Genomic DNA, 19,177 nt, shown 5'->3' with positions numbered 1-19,177 from the left:
ATTTGGAAGTCGAAAAGAGAATAAGAGAATGGCAAAGCTTATCTGAATCACGCATCCATAACCGGAAAACGGGCGACGCTTGCCGACCGCGCCGAACGGTTCCCTCTCCCTGCGGGGAGAGGGTGAGGAGGAGATCTTACAGCGCCAGCAGCCTATCCAGGGACGGCGCGAAGTAGTATCCGCCGGTCACCGGTTTGGTAAAACGCAGCATCGCGTCGCGCTTACCGTCGGTATCACCGAACATACTCAGCAGCTGCTGTTCAATATTGTGCAGACGCGCGCAGTAGGCGCAAAAGTAGAGGCCGTGAGTACCGCTGGCGGTACCGTAAGGCAGGCTCTGACGCACAATCTTCAACCCTTTCCCTTCTTCTTTTAAATCCACGCGGCTCAGGTGAGAGGTTTCCGGACGAGCATCGCCGTCAATCTCTTCGTTGGCCTCTTTGGTACGGCCGATCATCATCTCCTGATCGGGAACGCTCATGCGGTTAAGCTGCTTGAGGTTGTGCTCCCAGCGTTGCACGAATACGTAGCTGCCGCCCGCATCCACGCCATCCTGAATCACCGCCACTTCACGACGAGTCTCTTCCCCCGCCGGGTTTTCGGTACCGTCAACAAAACCGCTGAGGTCGCGCTCTTCAATCCAGCGGAAGCCGTGAATCTCCTCTTTGACCTCAATCGCGGCGCCAAAAGCGGACATGGCCGCCTGAGCGACGGAGAAGTTCAGCTCATGCTGCGCGGACAGGATATGAATCAGCACATCATATTGGGTCGACGGAGCCAGACCTTTACCGTAGCCCGGGAACGCTTTTAACTCTTCGGCCCCTACGCCGCCGCTCAGATGGCGCCAGACGTGATGACCGAAAGCGACAACTGCTCCCAGCTTAGCTTCCGGATATTTTGTCTGAAAGGTGGCTAACTTATCGGCAAACACTCTGCTGGCTTCGCGCAGTGCGTCCACATCGCCTTTGACATTCGCTTCAATCCAAATCGCCGCACGGCAATGTTCCGGCAAAATGCCGCTCTGAACCTGAGACATCGCTCCTCCTGAAATAGTACAGCCACAACGCTGTGGCTTTTAAGGCGCTATTGTACCCGCTTTTTCAGGACGTCGAATCACTTCAGATCAAATTAGCGACGCCAGATAATTTTGCTCACCTTCCAGTTTTTCAGCGTGTCATCCGAAGGCATTAACTCCTCAGGGCCGCTCCAGTTACCGGTAAAGGCATAGCTAATATGCTGGCTGCCCTCGGCCTTACACTCCACCACCGCACCGTTATCGTTGCTGCCTTTCTGACAGTTGCCAAACGCTTTGCTGTAAATATCGCTAAACGGGGTCCCGATTTTCACGCCGCTGGCGGCTTTGATGTTGCTATCCCGCACGTCGATACGGCTAATAGTCCCGCTCTCGCCGTTAATGGTCAGCGCAACCTTGTCATCTTTTAACGCTTCGAAGTAGCGCACAATATTGCCGTTAGCCGTTTTCATGCCGCTGCGCAGGCGGTAGCTGCTGCCGAGCGCATCGCCGATCGCCTGCTCGTTCAGCGGCGTTGTCGCCGTCAGGTTGCCTACGCCCTGTTCGGTTACTTGCGTAGAGGAACCAAACCAGTTCCACGGATAAGCCGACGACCAGTTAACCGAGCTCATCGTCGAGCAGCCGGTTAACGCCAGCGGTAATGCGCAGAGAAGTAAACGTCGCGATTTCATGACTCAGTCCTTTCTGATTAATTCAACGCAAGTTGGAGTGCGCGATCGGCAAAAAGTGCCGTTAAACCTGCTCTTCGCGAAAACAGGCTTTCAACCGACGGTTGCTTAACAGCCACCAGAGCGCATAAAGATCCGCCGCCAGCAGGGAGATGGTCACCGCCGAGGGCGATTCTCCGCTCAGCCACAGCAGCGGCTGCCAGACCAGCAGCAGGCTCTGAGAAAGCACCAGAAGCCAGCGCATCATCGGCCAGAGGCGAGGAAAACGCTGACGATGACCGCTGATGAGAAATGCCAGTACCGCCGGGATGCCGGGCAGCAATCCCAGCCAAAAATTATCGTGATCCGGATAAAACAGATTCAGCAGCGCGTCACCCTGCTGCCGCGACGCGCCGGCCATCAGAAACAGCACCCACGTCCGCGCCTGAAGCAGCAGCACGCACCAAAAAAGGAACGGCAAGCGCAGGCGGCCGTGGGTATCAAAATCGGCGGGGATAAACTCAGTATTCTTCATCTTCAATTAAGCGTTTGCCGAGGCAAAGCACGTCCGAATGCTCATAGCCAAGGCGTTCGTACATCCCCTGAACCACATCATTATCTTCGCGGATCATAATGTTTATTTTCGGGCAGCCGCGGGCAATCAGCTTTTTCTCCAGCCGATTAAGCAGCGCGTTAGCAATACCGCGACCGCGATATTCCGGATGCACGCCGAGATAATAAGCAGAGCCGCGGTGACCGTCGTAACCGCCCATCACCGTACCAACCACTTCACCGTTAACTTCGGCCACCAGAAACAGGCTGGCGTCGTGGTTCAGCTTACGCTCAATATCCATTTCCGGATCGTTCCATGGCCGCAGGAGATCGCAGCGCTCCCACAGGGTAATAACCTCTTCGAAATCTTGTTGGCGAAAAACGCGTATCTCCATGGTATTGCCCACCATTAACGGTTAAAAACAGAGATTATGGCGCGATTGTGCCCGCTAGCCAATATCAGGCGCAATGAGCCGCAAAAAATGGCATAATATGACTTTGTCATGTATTGAAATGAAAAGTAAAACAATTCTTATTTTGAATGGTCGTATCAAAAAACACGATACGATATAACATTAGTCACCACTTGTTTGCAATTCAGGCCGAATGAGCACTTTTAAACCATTAAAAATACTTGCTTCGCGCCGCCAGGTGCTGAAAGCCGGGCTGGCAGCAATGACGCTTTCAGGGATCGCCTCTCAGGCCAGCGCGAAAGAACAACAGCCATTGAAAACATCCAATGGGCACAGCAAACCCGTAGCGAAGAAAAAAGGCGCCAGGCGCGTCGTGATGCTCGACCCGGGCCATGGCGGTATTGATACCGGCGCTATCGGCCATAACGGTTCAAAAGAGAAGCACGTCGTGCTGGCTATCGCCAAAAACGTGCGCAGCATCCTGCGCAACAACGGTATCGATGCGCGTCTTACGCGCAGCGGCGATACCTTTATTCCACTCTATGACCGCGTGGAGATCGCCCATAAGCACGGCGCCGATCTCTTTATGTCGATTCACGCCGATGGCTTCACCAACCCGAGCGCCGCCGGCGCCTCCGTTTTCGCCCTCTCCAACCGCGGCGCCAGTAGCGCCATGGCGAAGTATCTCTCGGATCGCGAAAACCGGGCGGATGAAGTGGCCGGCAAGAAAACGACCGATAAAGACCATCTGTTGCAGCAAGTGCTGTTCGATCTGGTGCAAACGGACACCATCAAGAACAGCCTGACGCTCGGCTCACATATCCTGAAAAAGATTAAGCCGGTGCATAAGCTGCACAGCCGCAATACCGAACAGGCTGCGTTCGTCGTACTGAAGTCGCCATCAATTCCGTCGGTGCTGGTGGAGACGTCGTTTATTACCAACCCGAACGAAGAAAAACTGCTGGGCACCACCGCGTTCCGGCAGAAAATCGCCACGGCAATAGCCAACGGCATTATCAGCTATTTCCACTGGTTCGATAACCAGAAAGCCCACTCGAAGAGACGTTAATGAAACCCGACGCGTACCAGGTAAAAGCTTTCCTTCTTCAGCTCCAGGATGATATCTGCCAAAAGCTTAGCGCCGTTGACGGTAGCGAATTTATCGAGGATAGCTGGCAGCGGGAAGGCGGCGGCGGCGGACGCAGCCGGGTGCTGCGCAATGGCGGTATCTTTGAGCAGGCTGGCGTGAATTTTTCCCACGTGCACGGTGATGCAATGCCGGCTTCCGCAACCGCGCATCGTCCTGAACTGGCAGGCCGCAGCTTCGAAGCGATGGGCGTCTCGCTGGTCGTACACCCACGCAGCCCGTACATCCCTACCAGCCACGCCAACGTGCGCTTTTTTATCGCGGAAAAAGCGGGTGCCGATCCGGTATGGTGGTTCGGCGGCGGCTTTGATTTAACCCCCTACTACGGTTTTGAAGAAGATGCCGTTCACTGGCATCGTACCGCCCGCGATCTTTGCCAGCCCTTCGGTGAAGAGGTTTATCCGCGCTATAAAAAGTGGTGTGACGACTACTTTTTCCTCAAGCATCGTAACGAGCAGCGCGGCATCGGCGGTCTGTTTTTCGATGATTTGAATACCCCGAACTTTGACCATTGTTTCGACTTTATGCAGGCGGTGGGCAACGGCTTCACCGAGGCGTATCTGCCGATTGTCGAGCGGCGTAAAGAGAGAGTCTGGGGCGAGCGCGAGCGCGATTTCCAGCTCTACCGTCGCGGGCGCTACGTGGAGTTCAACCTGGTGTGGGATCGCGGTACCCTGTTTGGTCTGCAAACCGGCGGCCGTACCGAGTCCATTCTGATGTCGATGCCGCCGCTGGTGCGCTGGGAATACGACTACCGGCCGGAAGCGGGCAGCCCGGAGGCCGCGCTAAGCGAGTTTATTCAGGTACGTGATTGGGTTTAAAGTTGCCAGATGGTGCGATCCGTAGGCCAGATACGGCGCTGTTTTGCCTGATGGCGCTACGCTTATCAGGCCTACGATGACGGCACGATTCGCCAGCCGGTAAATAACGCGTAATCAAACCCACTGCCGCATCCGCTGATGCAGCGTCAACGACGGTTTCTCGGCGAACAGTTGTTGATAATCGGTGGCGAACTGGCCCAGATGCCAAAAGCCCCACTGCATCGCGGCATCTTTCACCGTTGCGCTCTGCGACCACGGGCTAATCAGCTCCCGGCGCACCGCGTTCAAACGAATGCGCTTCAGCCAGGCGTTCGGCCCGATCCCCAGAATCGCGTGAAAGGCATTTTGCAGCGTGCGGCGGCTAACGTGCAGCTGCTGACACAGATCGAGAACCGTCAGCGGCTCCGACATATTCTCCAGCACGTACTCCCGCGCCCGGGAAAGCAGCCGCCGGTAGCTCTGATGGCTGATGCTCTCGGCGGTGACCATCGGCTGCGCCTCCTCCAGCATCGCCCCCATCGCCAGCAGGAGATTATCGCCCAATACCTTGCGCACAGCGGGCTGATGAAGGTTTTCCGGATTCTCGCTAAACGTCGCCAGCGCCTGCTGCACAAAGCCCCATAGCGCTGCCTTGTGCTCCTCTTTGACCTTCAGCGCCGACTGGTTACGCAGCATATGCAGCACCCGCTCCGGGTGATGCAGGAAGCTGGCCTGACGGGAAATGACATCCTCTGAGATAACCACTCCCAGAATGGTGTAATCATCCGGCGTGCTGAGTTCGAACTCGGTGCCGCCGGGTCGGGTGGCGATCTCGGCGCTGCCGAGACACTGCGATCCTATAAACCCCTGCTCGCCGCGGGTTGTCGGGATGCCGAACCAAAAAGAGTTCGGCCATACCAGGCAGGACTGACGCAGCGCCAGACCGGTATACTCGCGAAAAACCTGGATATCATCGAGCAGGATTTCGGTAAATTCACCGTGAAATTTCCCCGGATGCAGCTGATCGTAAATCTGCTGCCAGGCGGTAATCGTCAGGGCATGTTCATAGACATCGGTGGTCCGCCGCTGGTGGACGTTATCCACCTCGACCATCGGCGTCAATTTAACGTCTTCGGGTAATGCTTCATGATAAAGATGGTGCAGGCTGGCCGGTGTTTTCTTTTTCATGATCTTATCAACCGGGAGCGCTCTCGCGTTCCCGGCACCTCCGACTGGTTAATTTTTTAGACGATAGCGACTACTGCGTTTACGCAACGATCCGGTAGAAAACAGCTGTTCCAGCGCCTTTCTGGCTTCGTCAAGCGACCAGCCAAAATGGGCGGCCACCTCCCCTGCCGTCATTCCCTGACGCGTCGATGCCAGTAGCGCCAGTAAAGGCTCAGAGGACTCCGCTATCACCGGTGGCTGCGGGGCTTCCGGCTGCGGCTGAAAGCCGCCGATCAGCCGCTGGGTGTCCTCTTCCGGGCGTCCTATCTCCCGACGGCTAACAACGCGCCCCGTACGCTGCGCCGCAGCGCTTCCGGCATCCAGTGCCGCCCGGCACGCCGCCAGGTCGCCTTCCACCACGAGGGTTAACCTGCCGGGGTCGAGAACCTCATGGCTGAGCAGCCGCACGTTGGCCGCCTTCAGCATCGCATCCGCCGCATCAACGGCGGCGACCATGCCGTCAACTTCCAGTAATCCCAGGGCGTTGATCATCGCTTCCCCCTTACGCGCGCTGGATTGGATGACGGGCAATATCCAGAACGGCATCGGTAAAGGCATTGCAGGCGGCCTTACAGGCGGCCTGGCTCCCCGTCAAGAAGGCGGCCGAATAGTTGGTTTCCGACGGCGGCGGCACGTAGGTCACCAGCTGCACGTCGGCCGATTTCATCGCCGCGTCAATGCCGAAAGTGGCCTCCAGCGGCGGCGCCACCAGATAGGCGATCGGATCGCCCAGCGCGATGCCTGAAGAAGACGAGAGATAAGAGCCGGTACGCGACACCACGTGCGCCAGGAACGCCGTATCTTCGGCATCGTTGGCCCACTGAAACGCCGCTCCGCTTTCGATATGCGCCATCATCGCGTCCAGGCCAGCGCGAACTTCCGCCGGGTTCGGGCCGCCCAGCATAATCAGCACTTCCCCTGCGGTTGGCGACGGGCCGTGAGCTGCGCCAGCGTAGAGGGAGCGACCGTAAACCACTTCAACCATCGCCTGTTTTGTCGCTTCGTCAGCGGCAATATAGGTCACATCATCCGAATCCGCCGTGATAAGTCCGAGGCTACGTATATGCGGCGGTAATTTAAGCTCGCGGGCAAAGCCGTCATTTACCGAAGCAATCACGCGCATGGCCGTCACCGAAGGGCGAATTAAATCTAATGCAGGCATGATGCCTCCTTAACGAGTCATATTGATGCCGGAAGCTTTCTGCTCCAGCATGCGTTTGGCCAAATCGACGATCACCGCTGCAGCTTCTACCGGCGGCGTGCCGCCCTGGTGAATATTGGAAATACAGGTCCGGTCCGCTTCGACGGTGGTTGCCACGCGCGGCGAATACACGGCGTAACAGGAGAGGCTCTCGGACTGCCCCAGCCCGGGACGCTCGCCTACCAGCAGGATGACCACCTTCGCGCCGAGGATTTCGCCAATCTGATCTTCAATTTTGACCCGTCCGTAGCGGACGAAGAACGGCGTACCGACCTTCAGCCCGGCCTGCTTCAGCCCCGACAGCAGCGGCGGCAGGATCTCTTCATAGTTGACGGTAATCGCGTCCGTAGAGAGGCCATCGGATACCACCACCTGAACGTCAGGATTCGCCACGCACTGCGCCTTCAGCGCGTCAATCGCTTCCGGACTCAGGCGACGGCCCATATCCGGGCGCGTAAGGTAGAGGTTCTTGTCGCTAATCTCGGAACGCACCTCGAGCAATCCCTGGTTTTTCACCCACTCTTCCGGAACCTCTTTCAGCACCGTATCCTTAGAGCGCGAATGGTCGGCGAGGAAGCGCAGCAGCGCGAGGGTGCGCGGACGCGGGCCGGCGCGGCCGGTGCAAACGCGCGCCGCCGTGCTGCGTTTCAGTTCGGCCAGCACTTCCGCGCGATGCGGCTGCTGCACGCCAATCCAGCCTTTAGCCTCTGGCGATCCTAAATCCAGCGCGCAGCTCTCCGCCGCGACCTCACACTGGCTCGCGCACTTCGTCGCCGCAGCCTGAGGCGCCGCTGCGGCCGTCTGCGGTTGTCCCATTGACGCCATCACGCTACGTACAATTTCTTCAATCTGCTTTTGATCCATCATGTGTCATCCCCGCGTCATCAAAAGAACAGTGACGGATCGCCCGCCCGTTGGGTCAGACGACCGTTTGCCATAATGCCCATGGTTTCCAGCCAGCGTTCGAACTCCGGAGACGGCCGTAGATTCAGCAGCTGACGGACGGTGGCGGTATCGTGAAACGCGGTGGTCTGATAGTTGAGCATGATGTCGTCGCCGAGCGGCATGCCCATGATGTAGTTGCAACCGGCGGTGGCGAGCAGAATCATCAGGTTCTCATTGAGATTCTGATCGGCGTCAGCATGGTTGGTGTAGCAGCAGTCGCAGCCCATCGAGATGCCGCTCAGCTTGCCCATAAAGTGATCTTCGAGACCGGCGCGAATAATCTGCCGGTCGTTATAGAGGTACTCCGGCCCGATAAAGCCCACCACCGTATTGACGAGGAACGGATCGTAGTGCCGCGCCAGGCCATAGTTGCGCGCCTCCATCGTCACCTGATCGGCGCCGAAGTTCGCGCCAGCCGACAGCGCCGAGCCCTGCCCAGTTTCAAAGTAGAGGCAGTTTTCTCCGGCGATACGGTTGAACTCGGCGCCGACCGCCCGCGCTTCATCGAGCATCGCCAGCTCCACGCCGAACTCTTTTAACCCCTTTTCGCTGCCGCAGATGCTCTGGAAAATAAGCCCTCCCGGCGCGCCGCGGCGGATCGCTTCAATCTGGGTAGTAACGTGCGCCAGCACGCAGCCCTGAGTCGGGATATTAAACTTGTCGATAACGCCGTAGACGGTATCGAGGACGCGGGTCAGGTTCTCCACGTCATCGGTCACCGGGTTAACGCCGATCACCGCATCGCCCGCGCCGAACGAGAGCCCTTCGTAGATTTGCGCCGCAATGCTCTGCACGTCATCGCGGGTATCGTTCGGCTGCAGGCGACAGCTAAAGGTGCCCGGCAGGCCGATGGTGGTGTTGGCTTTTTTAATCACCGGCATTTTCTTTGCGCCGTAAATCAGGTCGGCGTTGGAACAGACCTTCGCCACCGCCGCCACCACTTCTGAGGTCAGCCCTTTGCGCACAAACGCAATATCGTCGCTGGTGACTTCATCGTTGAGCACGTATTCGCGCAGGTCGCTGATGGTCCAGTTTTTAATCCGCTGATAAGCGGTTTCGTTGACATCGTCCTGAATCAGGCGCGTCACGCAGTCCTCTTCATAAGGAATCACCGGGCTATTACGAATATCGGCGACCGTCATATCGGAGAGCACCTGCTTCGCCGCTACGCGCTGCTGCGAACTTTCTGCCGCCACGCCCGCCAGCACATCCCCCGAACGCAGTTCGTTGGCTTTAGCCAGCACCTCTTTTACATCCTTAAACTGATAAACATTGCCGAACAATGTGGTCTTTAATTTCATAAGTCGTTCCCTCAGGAAGGAAATGCGAGTGATTTCACCGTCACCGGCACAACCGATCCGCCAAAAAGAGGCGTACCAATGTCGATATAGTCCCCCGCCCGTACGCTCACCTCATCGATGACCGCCAGCGGGAGTTGTTGCAGCTGCGGGCGCAGCAGCATGCCCAGCGCTTTGCCAAAGTCCTGCTCGGCCACCACCAGCAGGGGATGCGGATTGGGAAAGCGCGCGACAAAAGCCAGTAGCGCGTCAATCACCACCAGTAGGGCGGCGTAGCGCACCGGCAACGAAGCAGGAAGCGCCAGCACGTAAGCATCCGATCCCGGATCCAGATCGAGCTGCAGCAGCGCCTGCTGCCAGGCGCTCAGCAGATCGGATTCATCAAGCGGGATCGCCACCGGCAGATTGCGCAGCGGGAGCTGAACCCCTTCCAGCCAGATGGTGCTGCCGGAAAGGGAGAGCGTATGCGCGCCGGCGCCAATCACCGTGGCGCGCACGGTTTGCGCCGGAAACTGCACGTTCATCTCCCGCAGCCGCGGATGCTCGTGCAGCGCCGTGGCCAGCAGCGGTCCGATATCCGCAAAACAGAACGGGTCGGCAGGCTGGTTGCGGTAGCACTCGCCCACTCCGCCGGAAAGGGTAATCACCTCGGGTACCGCGCCTGCGGGCAGCAGGCCGGTTTGCATCAGCCGTTGCGCCAGCGGAGAGAGCGTGCCGTCGATAACTTCGACGATCAGATCCGCCATCCGACGCGCTACCTGCGCTAACTGCGAAGCACTCAACGCGCGCGCATCGGCGCCTGCGCCAAAAACCTCATCGACGATCATTTGCCCCGGCTGATGGGCATAAACCACGCGTCCCTGGCCGTCGGTCTCCAGCAAGCGTCCGCCAACGTTCAGGCAGGCGGTGGCGCTGACTTTTCCCGCTTCAAATAGCGCGTAATTTGAGGTACCGCCGCCGATATCAATGTTCAGCACCCGGCACATCCGCTGTTCAGAAAGGGTTTGCGCCCCGGCGCCGTGACCGGCAATCACCGATTCCAGATGCGGCCCGGCGCTGGCCACCACAAAGTCACCCAGCGACTGCGAGAGCGCCATCACCGCCGCCCTTGCGTTGCGGGTTTTCGCGCTTTCGCCTGTGATAATGATCGCCCCGGAGTCCACCGATTCTGGGGCAACCTCTGCGGCCTGATACTGCGCCAGAATCAGCGCCTTGAGTTCGTCCTCCTTCAGACCGCCCTGTTTATCAACCGGGGTAAAGAAGACCGGGCTTTGCCAGCTAATTTCGCGTTTGATGAATTCGTAGCGCGGCACCTGCGACACCGCCGCACGGTTAACCAGCTCAAGGCGGGAGAAGATCACCTGAGTGGTGGTGGTGCCGATATCGATGCCGACGCTCAGCAGCTGGCGAGTTTTCACGATTGCGCCTCCGCTTCGGTGGTCGCCGCCGCCGGTGCGTTTTCATCTTTCGGCACCAGCAGCATCGCCACGCCAATGGCGGTAACGCCGCCGATCAGCTTGCCGACGATCATCGGGAAGATCATGGCGTTCATGTTGGCGGCGGCGAAGCCTAAATGGTCGCCCAGCGCGAAAGCGGCGGAGACGGAGAACGCGCAGTTAATGACTTTGCCGCGAGTATCCATCTGTTTCATCATGCCGAACATCGGGATGTTGTTGGCCAGCGTCGCCACCATGCCTCCGGCGGCCATGTTATTGATTTTCAGCAGATTACCGACACGCATCAGCGGCTTTTCAAACCAGCGGGTCAGCAGCAGCACCATCGGATAAGCGCCGAGCAGCACGCAGGATATCGAGCCAATGACTTCAATGGCGCGCATCACCTCGCCGGGCTGGTCGCCGGGAGCCATAAAGATCGGATCAAGCCCCGGGATCAGATCCCAGCCCAGCAGGAACTTGATGACCGCTGCCGCCAGGCCGATGGTGATCAGCGCCACCAGAAATTTGGCGAAGATCTGGAAGCCGTTGATCATTTTTTCCGGAATAAACTTCAGCCCCAGTGCGACCAGCACCGCGACGATAAGCACTGGGATCATATTCATCAGGATCAGCGCGAAGGTAAACTCTACCGGCTGACCGTTAATCTCCACGCCGGAGTACATGGCCACCAGGCCGCCGGCGATACAGCCAATCGGAATCGTAACGATCCCGGCCAGCACGCCCAGCGCCAGGTAGCGGCGGTCAGAGGGTTCGATGATGCCGAGCGCGACCGGAATGGAGAACACCAGCGTCGGCCCCATCATCGCCCCGAGGATCAGGCCGGAATAGAGCCACGCCGCCACGTCGCCGCCCGCCAGCTCTTTGGCGAGGAAGAAACCGCCCATATCGCAGGCCAGTAGCGTGCCGGCAAACATCGACGGGTTCGCGCCGAGCATTTCATACAGCGGAATAATCACCGGCCCGAGCAGGTGCGCCAGTACCGGCGCCAGCGCGGTCATCCCGACCATCGCCAGGCCCAGCGCCCCCATCGCCATAAACCCCTCTTCGAACTGGCCGCCGGAGCCCTCAATGCTTTTACCAAACTTGCCGAGAAAGCGCGCCGAGCCGCCAAACTGCGACAGGATCCTGTCCACGGCGGCAATCAGCATAAAGAACATCATGATGTACATGATGATTTCGTTAATTCCCATAGCCCTTACTCCCTGTCATTCGTTATGTGTAAAGACGTCCCATGGGCATACAACCAACGCCAGGACGGTAGCCCGGACAGACGCGCAGCGTCGCCTCCGGGATAATCAGCCGGGGTTAACGCCGCATCAGTGCGCCGCCGCGTATAGATCGATAATCTGCTCCCGGCTGGCGGTGCGTGGATTAGTGCGCAGACAAATGTCCTCCTGCGCCGCCTGCGCCCATGCGCTGAAATGTTCGGCCATCGCGCCGGCATCCGAGAGTCGTTTGCTCAGACCCACTTCAGCAATCAGCTCGCGTACGGCGGCGATAGCCTCACGATCGTCGGTTTTCTTGCCGGTTAACGCCCGACCGATTTGGCTGAAACGCTCGCGGCGCACCATACGGTTAAACGCCATCACCGTCGGCAGCAGCATGGCGTTGGCCTGGCCGTGCGGAATATGCAGCGCTGCGCCAGGCTGATGCGCCATCGCATGACATAAGCCCAGACCCGCGCTGGAAAAGGCCATCCCCGCCATACAGGAAGCCAGCAGCATACTTTCGCGCGCGGCAAGATCCTGGCCGTAGCCAACGGCCTTCGGCAGCGACCGGCCGATCATCGCTATCGCGCCAATCGCCAGGCTGTCGGTGAAGGGCGTCGCGTTGAGCGCGCTGTATGCCTCAACGGCGTGGGTCAGCGCGTCAATCCCGGTCATTGCCGTCACCTGTGGCGGAACGCCTTCGGTCAGGGCGGCGTCGAGAATCGCCACGTCCGGCATGAGCGAGGCATGGGCCAGCACTTGCTTACGCCCGCTGACTGCATCGATAATCACCGTCACGTTGGTGGTTTCCGAGCCGGTTCCGGCGGTGGTCGGCACCGCAATCAGCGGCAGACGCGGGCGCAGTACGCTGCTTTCCGTCATCGCGCTTAACGTCTGCTCCGGGTTGGTGACTAACAGCGCGACCGCTTTCGCCGCGTCCAGCACCGAACCGCCGCCAAAGGCCACCACGCCGTCGCACTTCGACTCGCGCAGCTGCGCCACCGCCGCGCAGACGTCGGTAATGCACGGTTCTCCCGGCGGACAGGGCCAGACGGTCATCGTCACCCCTTTCATTGCCAGGCTGCGAGCAAGCCCGGCGGTCATTCCCGCCTGATGCAGGAAACTATCGACCATCACCAGCAGATGGCTTAGGCCCCTCGCTTGCGCCTCCTGTCCGCAGGCGCTCAGCGCGCCGAGGCCGCACAGCGTTACCGGCGGCACGCTGAAGGTTTTCACCCGCTGCAGATTCAGGGTATCGAACGCCTGAAAGAGCGCCGTCTGCAGTTCAGCTTGCATAGATTCCCTCCGCTTTCTCTCTCCCGCTGCTGGCTATCGCCAGCGGGGTCATAAACAGGCTGTGCTGCGGTAAATGCACCCGTAATTCCGGGAAGCGTTTGCGAAACAACGCGTCCACGCCCGGCTGCATACAGGAGCCGCCCGCCAGCCATAAATCGGCAATGCCATGTCCTTCAATATGGTGAGCAACGATCTCCGCCATTTTTTCGTACACCGGCTTCACCACCGGCCAGATCTTCTGCGCGTTGCTGCGCTTGTACTGCTCCGCCTCTTCCAGCGGGATGCGACGATTTCCGGCGAGGGTCAGAGAGATATGGTGGCCACCGGTCGCTTCATCGGCGGAGTAGGTCACCAGACCCTGCTTAACGATGGCGATGCCGGTGGTACCGCCGCCAATATCCACCACGCCGGCGTTATCAAGCTGCAGCAGATCCGCCACCGCGGTCGGTTCATCCAGCACGTGGCTAACTTCCAGGCCGGCAGATTCGAGTACGTTGATCGAAATACGCGGGTCGGTACCCGGCGGAAAAGAGGTCGCCGCATGGGTGAAGCGGCAGCCGAGCTGCTGTTCAAGAACGTCGAGATGGCGGCGCACGAGGGTAACGGCGCCGAAGAAATCCCAGACGATGCCGTCGCGCACGACGTCAGCCCAGTCCAGGCACACTGCAACCGGCTGGCCATCGCCATCGACCACCATCGACACGACATCGCAGGTGCCTAAATCCACGCCCAGCCACAGCGGCGAACCGCTGTTCGCAGGCGTCTGGTTACACAGGGCCGCGGCTTTTTGTAGCCTGGGAGTGAGCCAACGTTGTTCGTCGTGCGCCATCTCTTTCACTCCTTATACGATGCGGAACGCATCCACCAGCACGCAGCGACGCAGACGGACAAAGGTACGTGCGCTGGTCACCCCCTCCCCGGTCGGCGTGGTGATGGTCATGGTGGTCCAGCCCTCTCCCCCCAGTCCGAGCCCAGCAATGCACGGCCCGTTTTTGACGAAAATGCTGGTATCAATGGCATTGGCCATCTGATTCATGTTGTCGATATTGCGCGAGTGCATCGCCGCCGTATGGTGGCAGCCGCCTTCCAGCTGCACCGCCAGCGCAATAGCGTCATCGACGCTGGCCACCCGTACGACAGGGAGTACCGGCATCATCAGTTCAGTCACGGCAAACGGATGGCTGGCCGGCGTTTCAACAAACAGCAGGCGCGTCTGCGGCGGAACGCTCAGGCCGATGGCGGCGGCAATCTTGCTCGCGTCACGTCCCACCCAGTCACGGCTGACCGTACCTTTGCCGCGCTCATCGATATTCTTCAGCAGCACCGGCTGAAGCTGCTCGGCCTGGGCCGCGCTGAGCTTCACCGCCTGCTGGCCTTCCATCAGGCGCATCAGCTCGTCGGCGACGCTATCGACGACAATCAGCACCTTTTCGTCAGCGCAGATAATGTTGTTATCAAACGAGGCGCCTTTGACGATGGACTGCGCGGCGCGCGCCAGATCGGCCGTTTCGTCGACCACTACCGGCGGGTTACCGGCCCCGGCGGCAATCAGACGTTTATTGGTATGCTTGCGTGCGGACTCCACCACCGCTTCGCCGCCGGTGACCACCAGCAGACCAATGCCGGGGTACTTAAACAGCCGCTGGGCCGTTTCGATATCCGGGTTCGCCACGGTGACCAGCAGATTGGCCGGACCGCCCGCGGCAATTACCGCCTGGTTGAGCAGCATAATCGCCCGCTGAGAGACTCTTTTCGCCGCCGGATGCGGGGCGAACACCACGCTGTTGCCCGCGGCAATCAGGCTGATAGCGTTATTAATCACCGTTGCCGCCGGGTTGGTGGAGGGCGTGACCGAGGCCACCACGCCCCACGGCGCGTTTTCAATCAACGTCAGGCCGTTATCGCCGGTCAGCACCTGCGGGGAGAGACATTCGACGCCCGGCGTGCCGCGCGCCTGGGCCACGTTTTTGGCAAATTTATCTTCAACGCGTCCCATGCCGGTTTCGCTGACGGCAAGCTCCGCTAATTCTCTGGCATGTTTTTCGCCTGCCTCACGAATGGCGTGAATCGCCAGCTGGCGCATCGCCACGCTTTTCAGCCCCTGCTGAGCCACCTTTGCCGCCGCGACGGCGTCATCAAGGGAGGCAAAGACGCCCATCTCATGAACGGCGCTGTCCGGCTGGCTGCTGTCCTTCATTTTCAGCAGTACGGCTTTCACCACCTGTTCAATATCCTGTTGGTTCATGATGTTCAGTCCTATTTATGGAAAATCACCTGGCCGCCGGCCACCGCTTCATCGACGATACCGATGACGCACAAATCCACAGGAGACGCGTCGCTGCGGTGTGCCTGTCGCGCCGAGCTGCCGCTGACCAGCAGCACCCATTCGCCGGGCCCTGCGCCGATGCTGTCGATGGCGACGGCGCACTGTCCGTCGGGCTTGCCCGCAGCATCAATCATCTCCACCATCAGCAGCTTGTCGTGCGCCAGCCCCTGATGGCGGACGGTGCAGACAATTTGTCCCGTGACGACTGCCAGTTTCATACCCGCCTCCCTGGATTGCGTGGTGAGTCATGGGCCGGATAAGCGCAGCGCCATCAGGCAATGGCGCGCGTTAATGCCGAAGGACAACCCCGGCGCGCCTTATCCGGCTAACCATCAGATGTTGCTGTCGCCTTTGAAACTGATGGGGAACACCTCCTCCAGATCGCCGTGCGGACGCGGAATCACGTGCACCGAGACCAGCTCGCCGATACGCTGCGCCGCAGCGGCGCCGGCATCGGTAGCGGCCTTGCACGCCGCCACGTCGCCGCGCACCATCGCGGTGACCAGTCCGCCGCCAATCTGCTTCACGCCAACCAGCTTCACGCGCGCGGCTTTTACCATCGCATCAGAGGCCTCAATCAGCGCAACCAGGCCCCGGGTTTCAATCATTCCTAATGCTTCCATTGTGTTTTCCTCTTGCGTAAGGGGGTCCAGAACGGGACCGTTCATTCAACCTGCATGGGTAAGCGGCAATCGCTGCTTACGTCACTCCGGCGCGGCACGGCTGCCACTAACGCCAGTTCGATAATTTCCTGCACGCTACAGCCTCGGGAGAGGTCATGGAGCGGTGCGGCCAGCCCCTGAATCAGCGGCCCGATCGCACGATAGCCGCCCAGACGCTGGGCGATTTTGTAGCCGATGTTGCCCGCCTCCAGCGATGGAAAAACCATCACATTGGCCCGTCCCTGCAGCGGACTGTCGGGCGCTTTTTGCGCGGCGACCTCCGGCACGAAGGCGGCGTCAAACTGCAGTTCGCCATCCACCATCAGCTGCGGAGCGCGCTGACGCACGATCTCTGTGGCCTGCTGTACGTTGGCGACGTTGGGGTGGCGGGCGCTGCCGTTGCTGGAAAACGACAGCATCGCCACCCGCGGCTCCTCGCCGGTAATCGCCTGCCATGTCTCAGCGCTGGCGATAGCGATATCCGCCAGTTGCGCCGCCGTCGGCTGCGGCACCACGCTGCAGTCGGCAAATCCCAGCGCCGGTCCGACGTACTGCGGCAGCATCAGAAAGATCGACGACAGCGTTTTGCAGCCAGGCTGAAGGCCAATAATGCGCAATCCGGCGCGCAGTACGTTCGCCGTCGAGGAGAGATTGCCGGCAATACACACGTCGGCCTTTCCGGCGCTGACCATGGCGGCGGCGAACATCAGCGGGTCGTTGAGTTTTTCCTCCGCGTCCGGCGGCGTTTTTTCCCCGGCCCGATCCAGCCAGCGCCGGGCAAAGGCGGCGCGCATTTGCCGGTTGCTGTACGGATCGACAATCTGCATTCCGTCCATCGGCAACCGGTGGCTGAGGGCGAACTGGCGCAGAGCAAAAGGGCTGGCGATCAAAATCGGCTTTGCCAGCCCCTGCTGCTGCAGGTAGTGCGCCGCTTTAAGAACGCGAATGTCCAGGGCATCCGGAAACACCACCCGGGCGGGCGAACGCAAAGCCAGTTGACGAGCGCGTTGAATAATCATTGCTCCCCTCCCAGGCGTTGTTGGATCTGGCTGACGGTTAGCGGATGGTTTGCCACGCATAAAATCATCATCACGTAGACGGTGCTGGAGAGGCGGTTGAGCGCCTGCAGAATGTCCGGACGTAAGACCTCAAAGCTGCGGGTAATAAAGACCTGGGCGGCGATCGTTTCCGTCTCCCGAACCCGGGTGCGCAGCAGATTGAGCAAGGCGGCATCGCGGCCGTGAGAGGCTTCAGGCACCAGATGATCGTGGCCGAGATAGCGCAGCGGCTGGTGGGAAAGGCGATGCAGCTCATCCTCATTCAGGCCGACGATGGACTGCGCCGCCAGCGGTTCATCCATAGCGTCGGCGCGCATAATATTGCCCAGACGCGAGCGGATATCCGCCAGCCAGGGCTGCCATGGCTCCGCCAGTTCAATTTGCAGCCATACCGCCAGGGCGATGGTGGCGTCGAGCGCGGCGCGAAAGCCCAGGCGCGGATCGCTTTTAGCGACCATTTTGTCCGCCGTCAGATGGGTCAGGGTGTCCGGTTTTTTTTCGACCGGCTGGCGGCACAGTTCGCAGCAGGCCTGCGGATGTGTGTCGCTGCTGGTTAAACCGTGTACCGGCTGCGGCTGCTGCGCGTCGTCATCGACAAACAGGCTTCCCTGCTCATCGAGAAACTTAATGCGCAGACGGCGGCTCTCCAGCAGTTCCCGGGCCGAAGGCGTCAGACGAGCGTCGGCGGGCAGATGAATTTCTGCCCCTTCGCTGAGCGTATGGTTCGCTCTGAGCCAGGCTTCGGTAATAAAATCTTTCATAGCGATTGCCAGTTCGCAGGCCAGGCGACGTACAGGAAGCGCACGGTCGATGGCGTGCCGAATTCAATGCTGGAGCCTTTCGGGATAAACATCACATCGCCGGCTTTGGCCACCATGGTTTCACCTTCATGGCGTACGTGGAGTTCTCCCTCCAGCACCATGTCGACTTCGTCATAGTTCAGCGTCCATGGGAAAAAGGCGTTTTCCCACTGCATAAATCCGGCGGCCATACTGCTACCGTCCTGCTCGGTGACTAAATCCGTTAAGCCGACGCAGTGCGGTTCCGCGCCGTCGAAGCGGCCAAATTTCACGCTGCTGCCGTCAATGACTTTGACGCCGCCTTTGCCGGTGACCGCCTTAAAGCTGGGCTGCATATCGCCCAGCGCCAGCGACTGTTTTTCTTGCATCACCTTGTCCATCAGCTGCGCGACCAGGCTTTCGGTAAACTGCCCTTCCGGCAGCTGGGCAATAATGGTTTCGCGAATGCGCTGGCTTTCGGTTTTGCCCTCCTCCACCGGTACCGCCGCTTCTGGCGCGGACTCATCGCACTCTTTGATGGCGACGCCCAGCAGCTCCGCGACTTCGCGAGCTTCCGGGGTGATGATGCTGGCGCGCAGCACAACCGATATTTCCTCTTCACCTCGCGCGTGGGCCGCACGAATATCGTTAGCTGTGATTAGTTTCTTCACCTGCCCCTTCCTCCTTTTGGCTGAGCTCACTCAAGTAATTCACCAGCTGCTCTACGCTTTGCGGGTCGTGAGCGTTGAGCGCGAAAATTGGCTCCTGAAACCCCATCTCGTACAGCAGTTGCCGCACCGCGGCGACGTTAGCGTCCGGCATGTCCGTTTTGCTAATCGCGGCGATATGGCGTTTATTCGCCCCAATATCCAGTAACCCGGCGGGTAGACGACTTTCGGTATCATTTGCCGCGTGGACATAAATCAGCGTATCGACATCCTGCAGCGTGGTAATTAATGCGTGATACCAGCGAGGATGACTAAAATATTCTCCTGGGGTGTCGATATCGCCTTTTTCATTAAATTCCACGGCCTGCGTTTTTCTCGCGAGGGAATAATTCCCGTGCAGCGCATTAAATAGCGTTGTTTTTCCCGCGCCCACCGTACCGACAAATGCAATACGCTTCAT

General features: G+C 59.4%; 22 protein-coding genes. 2 read left to right on the top strand and 20 right to left on the bottom strand.

The features are described 5' to 3' along the window. Positions 1–136 precede the first annotated feature (136 nt). The 4 genes from ABLV12_RS19430 to ABLV12_RS19415 all read right to left on the bottom strand — a co-directional run bounded on the left by ABLV12_RS19430 (position 137) and on the right by ABLV12_RS19415 (position 2,627). Positions 137–1,036: a Dyp-type peroxidase gene (locus ABLV12_RS19430; protein ID WP_004114340.1), complete on the bottom strand. Its 900-nt coding sequence runs from the start codon at positions 1,034–1,036 to the stop codon at positions 137–139. Positions 1,037–1,128: 92 nt separating this feature from the next. Continuing rightward, entirely contained in the window at positions 1,129–1,704 is a 576-nt protein-coding gene (locus tag ABLV12_RS19425; RefSeq protein ID WP_004104355.1) for an RpoE-regulated lipoprotein, read from the bottom strand. A gap of 61 nt (positions 1,705–1,765) precedes the next feature. Further along, the gene (locus tag ABLV12_RS19420) at positions 1,766–2,215 is read right to left on the bottom strand and encodes a DUF2919 domain-containing protein (RefSeq protein ID WP_004104358.1); all 450 of its coding nucleotides are present in this window, start codon (positions 2,213–2,215) and stop codon (positions 1,766–1,768) included. Continuing rightward, on the bottom strand, positions 2,202–2,627 hold the full coding sequence (locus tag ABLV12_RS19415; protein WP_004104360.1) for a GNAT family acetyltransferase: 426 nt from the start codon (positions 2,625–2,627) through the stop codon (positions 2,202–2,204). Before ABLV12_RS19415 ends, ABLV12_RS19420 begins: the two co-directional genes overlap by 14 nt. A gap of 211 nt (positions 2,628–2,838) precedes the next feature. On the opposite strand from ABLV12_RS19415, the gene amiA reads away from it, so the two are divergent. Further along, positions 2,839–3,714: an N-acetylmuramoyl-L-alanine amidase AmiA gene (gene amiA / locus ABLV12_RS19410; protein ID WP_004104362.1), complete on the top strand. Its 876-nt coding sequence runs from the start codon at positions 2,839–2,841 to the stop codon at positions 3,712–3,714. After that, entirely contained in the window at positions 3,714–4,613 is a 900-nt protein-coding gene (gene hemF / locus ABLV12_RS19405) for an oxygen-dependent coproporphyrinogen oxidase (RefSeq protein WP_064398156.1), read from the top strand. Before amiA ends, hemF begins: the two co-directional genes overlap by 1 nt. Positions 4,614–4,727: 114 nt before the next feature. Here the strand turns inward: hemF and eutR are convergent, their stop codons facing one another. The 16 genes from eutR to eutP form a co-directional block, all read right to left on the bottom strand. Next, complete coding sequence (eutR, locus tag ABLV12_RS19400) at positions 4,728–5,780, bottom strand: HTH-type transcriptional regulator EutR (RefSeq protein WP_348867235.1); 1,053 nt, start codon at positions 5,778–5,780, stop codon at positions 4,728–4,730. A 48-nt stretch (positions 5,781–5,828) separates the two neighbouring features. Next, positions 5,829–6,311 (bottom strand): ethanolamine utilization microcompartment protein EutK, encoded by a 483-nt coding sequence (eutK, locus tag ABLV12_RS19395; protein WP_016809547.1) that lies wholly within the window; start codon positions 6,309–6,311, stop codon positions 5,829–5,831. A 10-nt stretch (positions 6,312–6,321) separates the two neighbouring features. Next, positions 6,322–6,981: an ethanolamine utilization microcompartment protein EutL gene (gene eutL, locus ABLV12_RS19390; RefSeq protein WP_004104369.1), complete on the bottom strand. Its 660-nt coding sequence runs from the start codon at positions 6,979–6,981 to the stop codon at positions 6,322–6,324. A gap of 9 nt (positions 6,982–6,990) precedes the next feature. Continuing rightward, on the bottom strand, positions 6,991–7,884 hold the full coding sequence (gene eutC, locus ABLV12_RS19385) for an ethanolamine ammonia-lyase subunit EutC (RefSeq protein WP_026056014.1): 894 nt from the start codon (positions 7,882–7,884) through the stop codon (positions 6,991–6,993). A 20-nt stretch (positions 7,885–7,904) separates the two neighbouring features. Further along, complete coding sequence (eutB, locus tag ABLV12_RS19380) at positions 7,905–9,266, bottom strand: ethanolamine ammonia-lyase subunit alpha (protein WP_348867234.1); 1,362 nt, start codon at positions 9,264–9,266, stop codon at positions 7,905–7,907. An 11-nt stretch (positions 9,267–9,277) separates the two neighbouring features. Then, positions 9,278–10,681 carry an ethanolamine ammonia-lyase reactivating factor EutA gene (eutA, locus tag ABLV12_RS19375; RefSeq protein WP_023329897.1) on the bottom strand — a complete coding sequence of 468 codons (1,404 nt, stop codon included), beginning with the start codon at positions 10,679–10,681 and terminating at the stop codon, positions 9,278–9,280. Next, a complete protein-coding gene (gene eutH / locus ABLV12_RS19370; protein WP_004114356.1) occupies positions 10,678–11,910 on the bottom strand; it encodes an ethanolamine utilization protein EutH in 1,233 nt (410 codons plus the stop codon). The genes eutA and eutH overlap by 4 nt, the downstream gene beginning before the upstream one ends. 126 nt (positions 11,911–12,036) lie before the next feature. Further along, entirely contained in the window at positions 12,037–13,224 is a 1,188-nt protein-coding gene (gene eutG, locus ABLV12_RS19365) for an ethanolamine utilization ethanol dehydrogenase EutG (RefSeq protein ID WP_160886112.1), read from the bottom strand. Further along, positions 13,214–14,053 carry an ethanolamine utilization protein EutJ gene (gene eutJ, locus ABLV12_RS19360; RefSeq protein WP_160886114.1) on the bottom strand — a complete coding sequence of 280 codons (840 nt, stop codon included), beginning with the start codon at positions 14,051–14,053 and terminating at the stop codon, positions 13,214–13,216. Before eutJ ends, eutG begins: the two co-directional genes overlap by 11 nt. Positions 14,054–14,065: 12 nt before the next feature. Next, complete coding sequence (locus ABLV12_RS19355; RefSeq protein ID WP_004104384.1) at positions 14,066–15,469, bottom strand: aldehyde dehydrogenase family protein; 1,404 nt, start codon at positions 15,467–15,469, stop codon at positions 14,066–14,068. Positions 15,470–15,480: 11 nt separating this feature from the next. Next, a complete protein-coding gene (gene eutN / locus ABLV12_RS19350; protein ID WP_004104386.1) occupies positions 15,481–15,768 on the bottom strand; it encodes an ethanolamine utilization microcompartment protein EutN in 288 nt (95 codons plus the stop codon). 114 nt (positions 15,769–15,882) lie between these two features. Further along, positions 15,883–16,173 carry an ethanolamine utilization microcompartment protein EutM gene (gene eutM, locus ABLV12_RS19345; RefSeq protein WP_000387720.1) on the bottom strand — a complete coding sequence of 97 codons (291 nt, stop codon included), beginning with the start codon at positions 16,171–16,173 and terminating at the stop codon, positions 15,883–15,885. A 41-nt stretch (positions 16,174–16,214) separates the two neighbouring features. Continuing rightward, positions 16,215–17,231: a phosphate acetyltransferase gene (pta, locus tag ABLV12_RS19340; RefSeq protein ID WP_004104391.1), complete on the bottom strand. Its 1,017-nt coding sequence runs from the start codon at positions 17,229–17,231 to the stop codon at positions 16,215–16,217. Continuing rightward, positions 17,228–18,031, bottom strand: a complete 804-nt coding sequence (gene eutT, locus ABLV12_RS19335) for an ethanolamine utilization cob(I)yrinic acid a,c-diamide adenosyltransferase EutT (RefSeq protein ID WP_016809541.1) — start codon at positions 18,029–18,031, stop codon at positions 17,228–17,230. The genes pta and eutT overlap by 4 nt, the downstream gene beginning before the upstream one ends. Beyond that, the gene (eutQ, locus tag ABLV12_RS19330; RefSeq protein ID WP_023321405.1) at positions 18,028–18,720 is read right to left on the bottom strand and encodes an ethanolamine utilization acetate kinase EutQ; all 693 of its coding nucleotides are present in this window, start codon (positions 18,718–18,720) and stop codon (positions 18,028–18,030) included. Before eutQ ends, eutT begins: the two co-directional genes overlap by 4 nt. Beyond that, positions 18,698–19,177 carry an ethanolamine utilization acetate kinase EutP gene (gene eutP / locus ABLV12_RS19325; RefSeq protein ID WP_004114369.1) on the bottom strand — a complete coding sequence of 160 codons (480 nt, stop codon included), beginning with the start codon at positions 19,175–19,177 and terminating at the stop codon, positions 18,698–18,700. Before eutP ends, eutQ begins: the two co-directional genes overlap by 23 nt.

The organism is Klebsiella sp. CN_Kp100 (assembly GCF_040065315.1).
Lineage (GTDB): Bacteria > Pseudomonadota > Gammaproteobacteria > Enterobacterales > Enterobacteriaceae > Klebsiella > Klebsiella oxytoca.
Note: the sequence above shows the minus strand (reverse complement) of the source record. Positions and strands in the feature narration are given on the sequence as shown.

Bases quoted from the DNA above. Each gene is read 5' to 3' on its own strand.
- eutK (WP_016809547.1), bottom strand. From the start codon at position 6,311: ATGATCAACGCCCTGGGATTACTGGAAGTTGACGGCATGGTCGCCGCC.
- eutB (WP_348867234.1), bottom strand. From the start codon at position 9,266: ATGAAATTAAAGACCACATTGTTCGGCAATGTTTATCAGTTTAAGGAT.
- ABLV12_RS19415 (WP_004104360.1), bottom strand. From the start codon at position 2,627: ATGGAGATACGCGTTTTTCGCCAACAAGATTTCGAAGAGGTTATTACC.
- hemF (WP_064398156.1), top strand. From the start codon at position 3,714: ATGAAACCCGACGCGTACCAGGTAAAAGCTTTCCTTCTTCAGCTCCAG.
- eutM (WP_000387720.1), bottom strand. From the start codon at position 16,173: ATGGAAGCATTAGGAATGATTGAAACCCGGGGCCTGGTTGCGCTGATT.
- ABLV12_RS19430 (WP_004114340.1), bottom strand. From the start codon at position 1,036: ATGTCTCAGGTTCAGAGCGGCATTTTGCCGGAACATTGCCGTGCGGCG.
- eutN (WP_004104386.1), bottom strand. From the start codon at position 15,768: ATGAAACTGGCAGTCGTCACGGGACAAATTGTCTGCACCGTCCGCCAT.
- eutT (WP_016809541.1), bottom strand. From the start codon at position 18,031: ATGAAAGATTTTATTACCGAAGCCTGGCTCAGAGCGAACCATACGCTC.
- ABLV12_RS19425 (WP_004104355.1), bottom strand. From the start codon at position 1,704: ATGAAATCGCGACGTTTACTTCTCTGCGCATTACCGCTGGCGTTAACC.
- eutL (WP_004104369.1), bottom strand. From the start codon at position 6,981: ATGCCTGCATTAGATTTAATTCGCCCTTCGGTGACGGCCATGCGCGTG.
- eutH (WP_004114356.1), bottom strand. From the start codon at position 11,910: ATGGGAATTAACGAAATCATCATGTACATCATGATGTTCTTTATGCTG.
- amiA (WP_004104362.1), top strand. From the start codon at position 2,839: ATGAGCACTTTTAAACCATTAAAAATACTTGCTTCGCGCCGCCAGGTG.
- pta (WP_004104391.1), bottom strand. From the start codon at position 17,231: ATGATTATTCAACGCGCTCGTCAACTGGCTTTGCGTTCGCCCGCCCGG.
- ABLV12_RS19355 (WP_004104384.1), bottom strand. From the start codon at position 15,469: ATGAACCAACAGGATATTGAACAGGTGGTGAAAGCCGTACTGCTGAAA.
- ABLV12_RS19420 (WP_004104358.1), bottom strand. From the start codon at position 2,215: ATGAAGAATACTGAGTTTATCCCCGCCGATTTTGATACCCACGGCCGC.
- eutC (WP_026056014.1), bottom strand. From the start codon at position 7,884: ATGGATCAAAAGCAGATTGAAGAAATTGTACGTAGCGTGATGGCGTCA.
- eutJ (WP_160886114.1), bottom strand. From the start codon at position 14,053: ATGGCGCACGACGAACAACGTTGGCTCACTCCCAGGCTACAAAAAGCC.
- eutR (WP_348867235.1), bottom strand. From the start codon at position 5,780: ATGAAAAAGAAAACACCGGCCAGCCTGCACCATCTTTATCATGAAGCA.
- eutP (WP_004114369.1), bottom strand. From the start codon at position 19,177: ATGAAGCGTATTGCATTTGTCGGTACGGTGGGCGCGGGAAAAACAACG.
- eutG (WP_160886112.1), bottom strand. From the start codon at position 13,224: ATGCAAGCTGAACTGCAGACGGCGCTCTTTCAGGCGTTCGATACCCTG.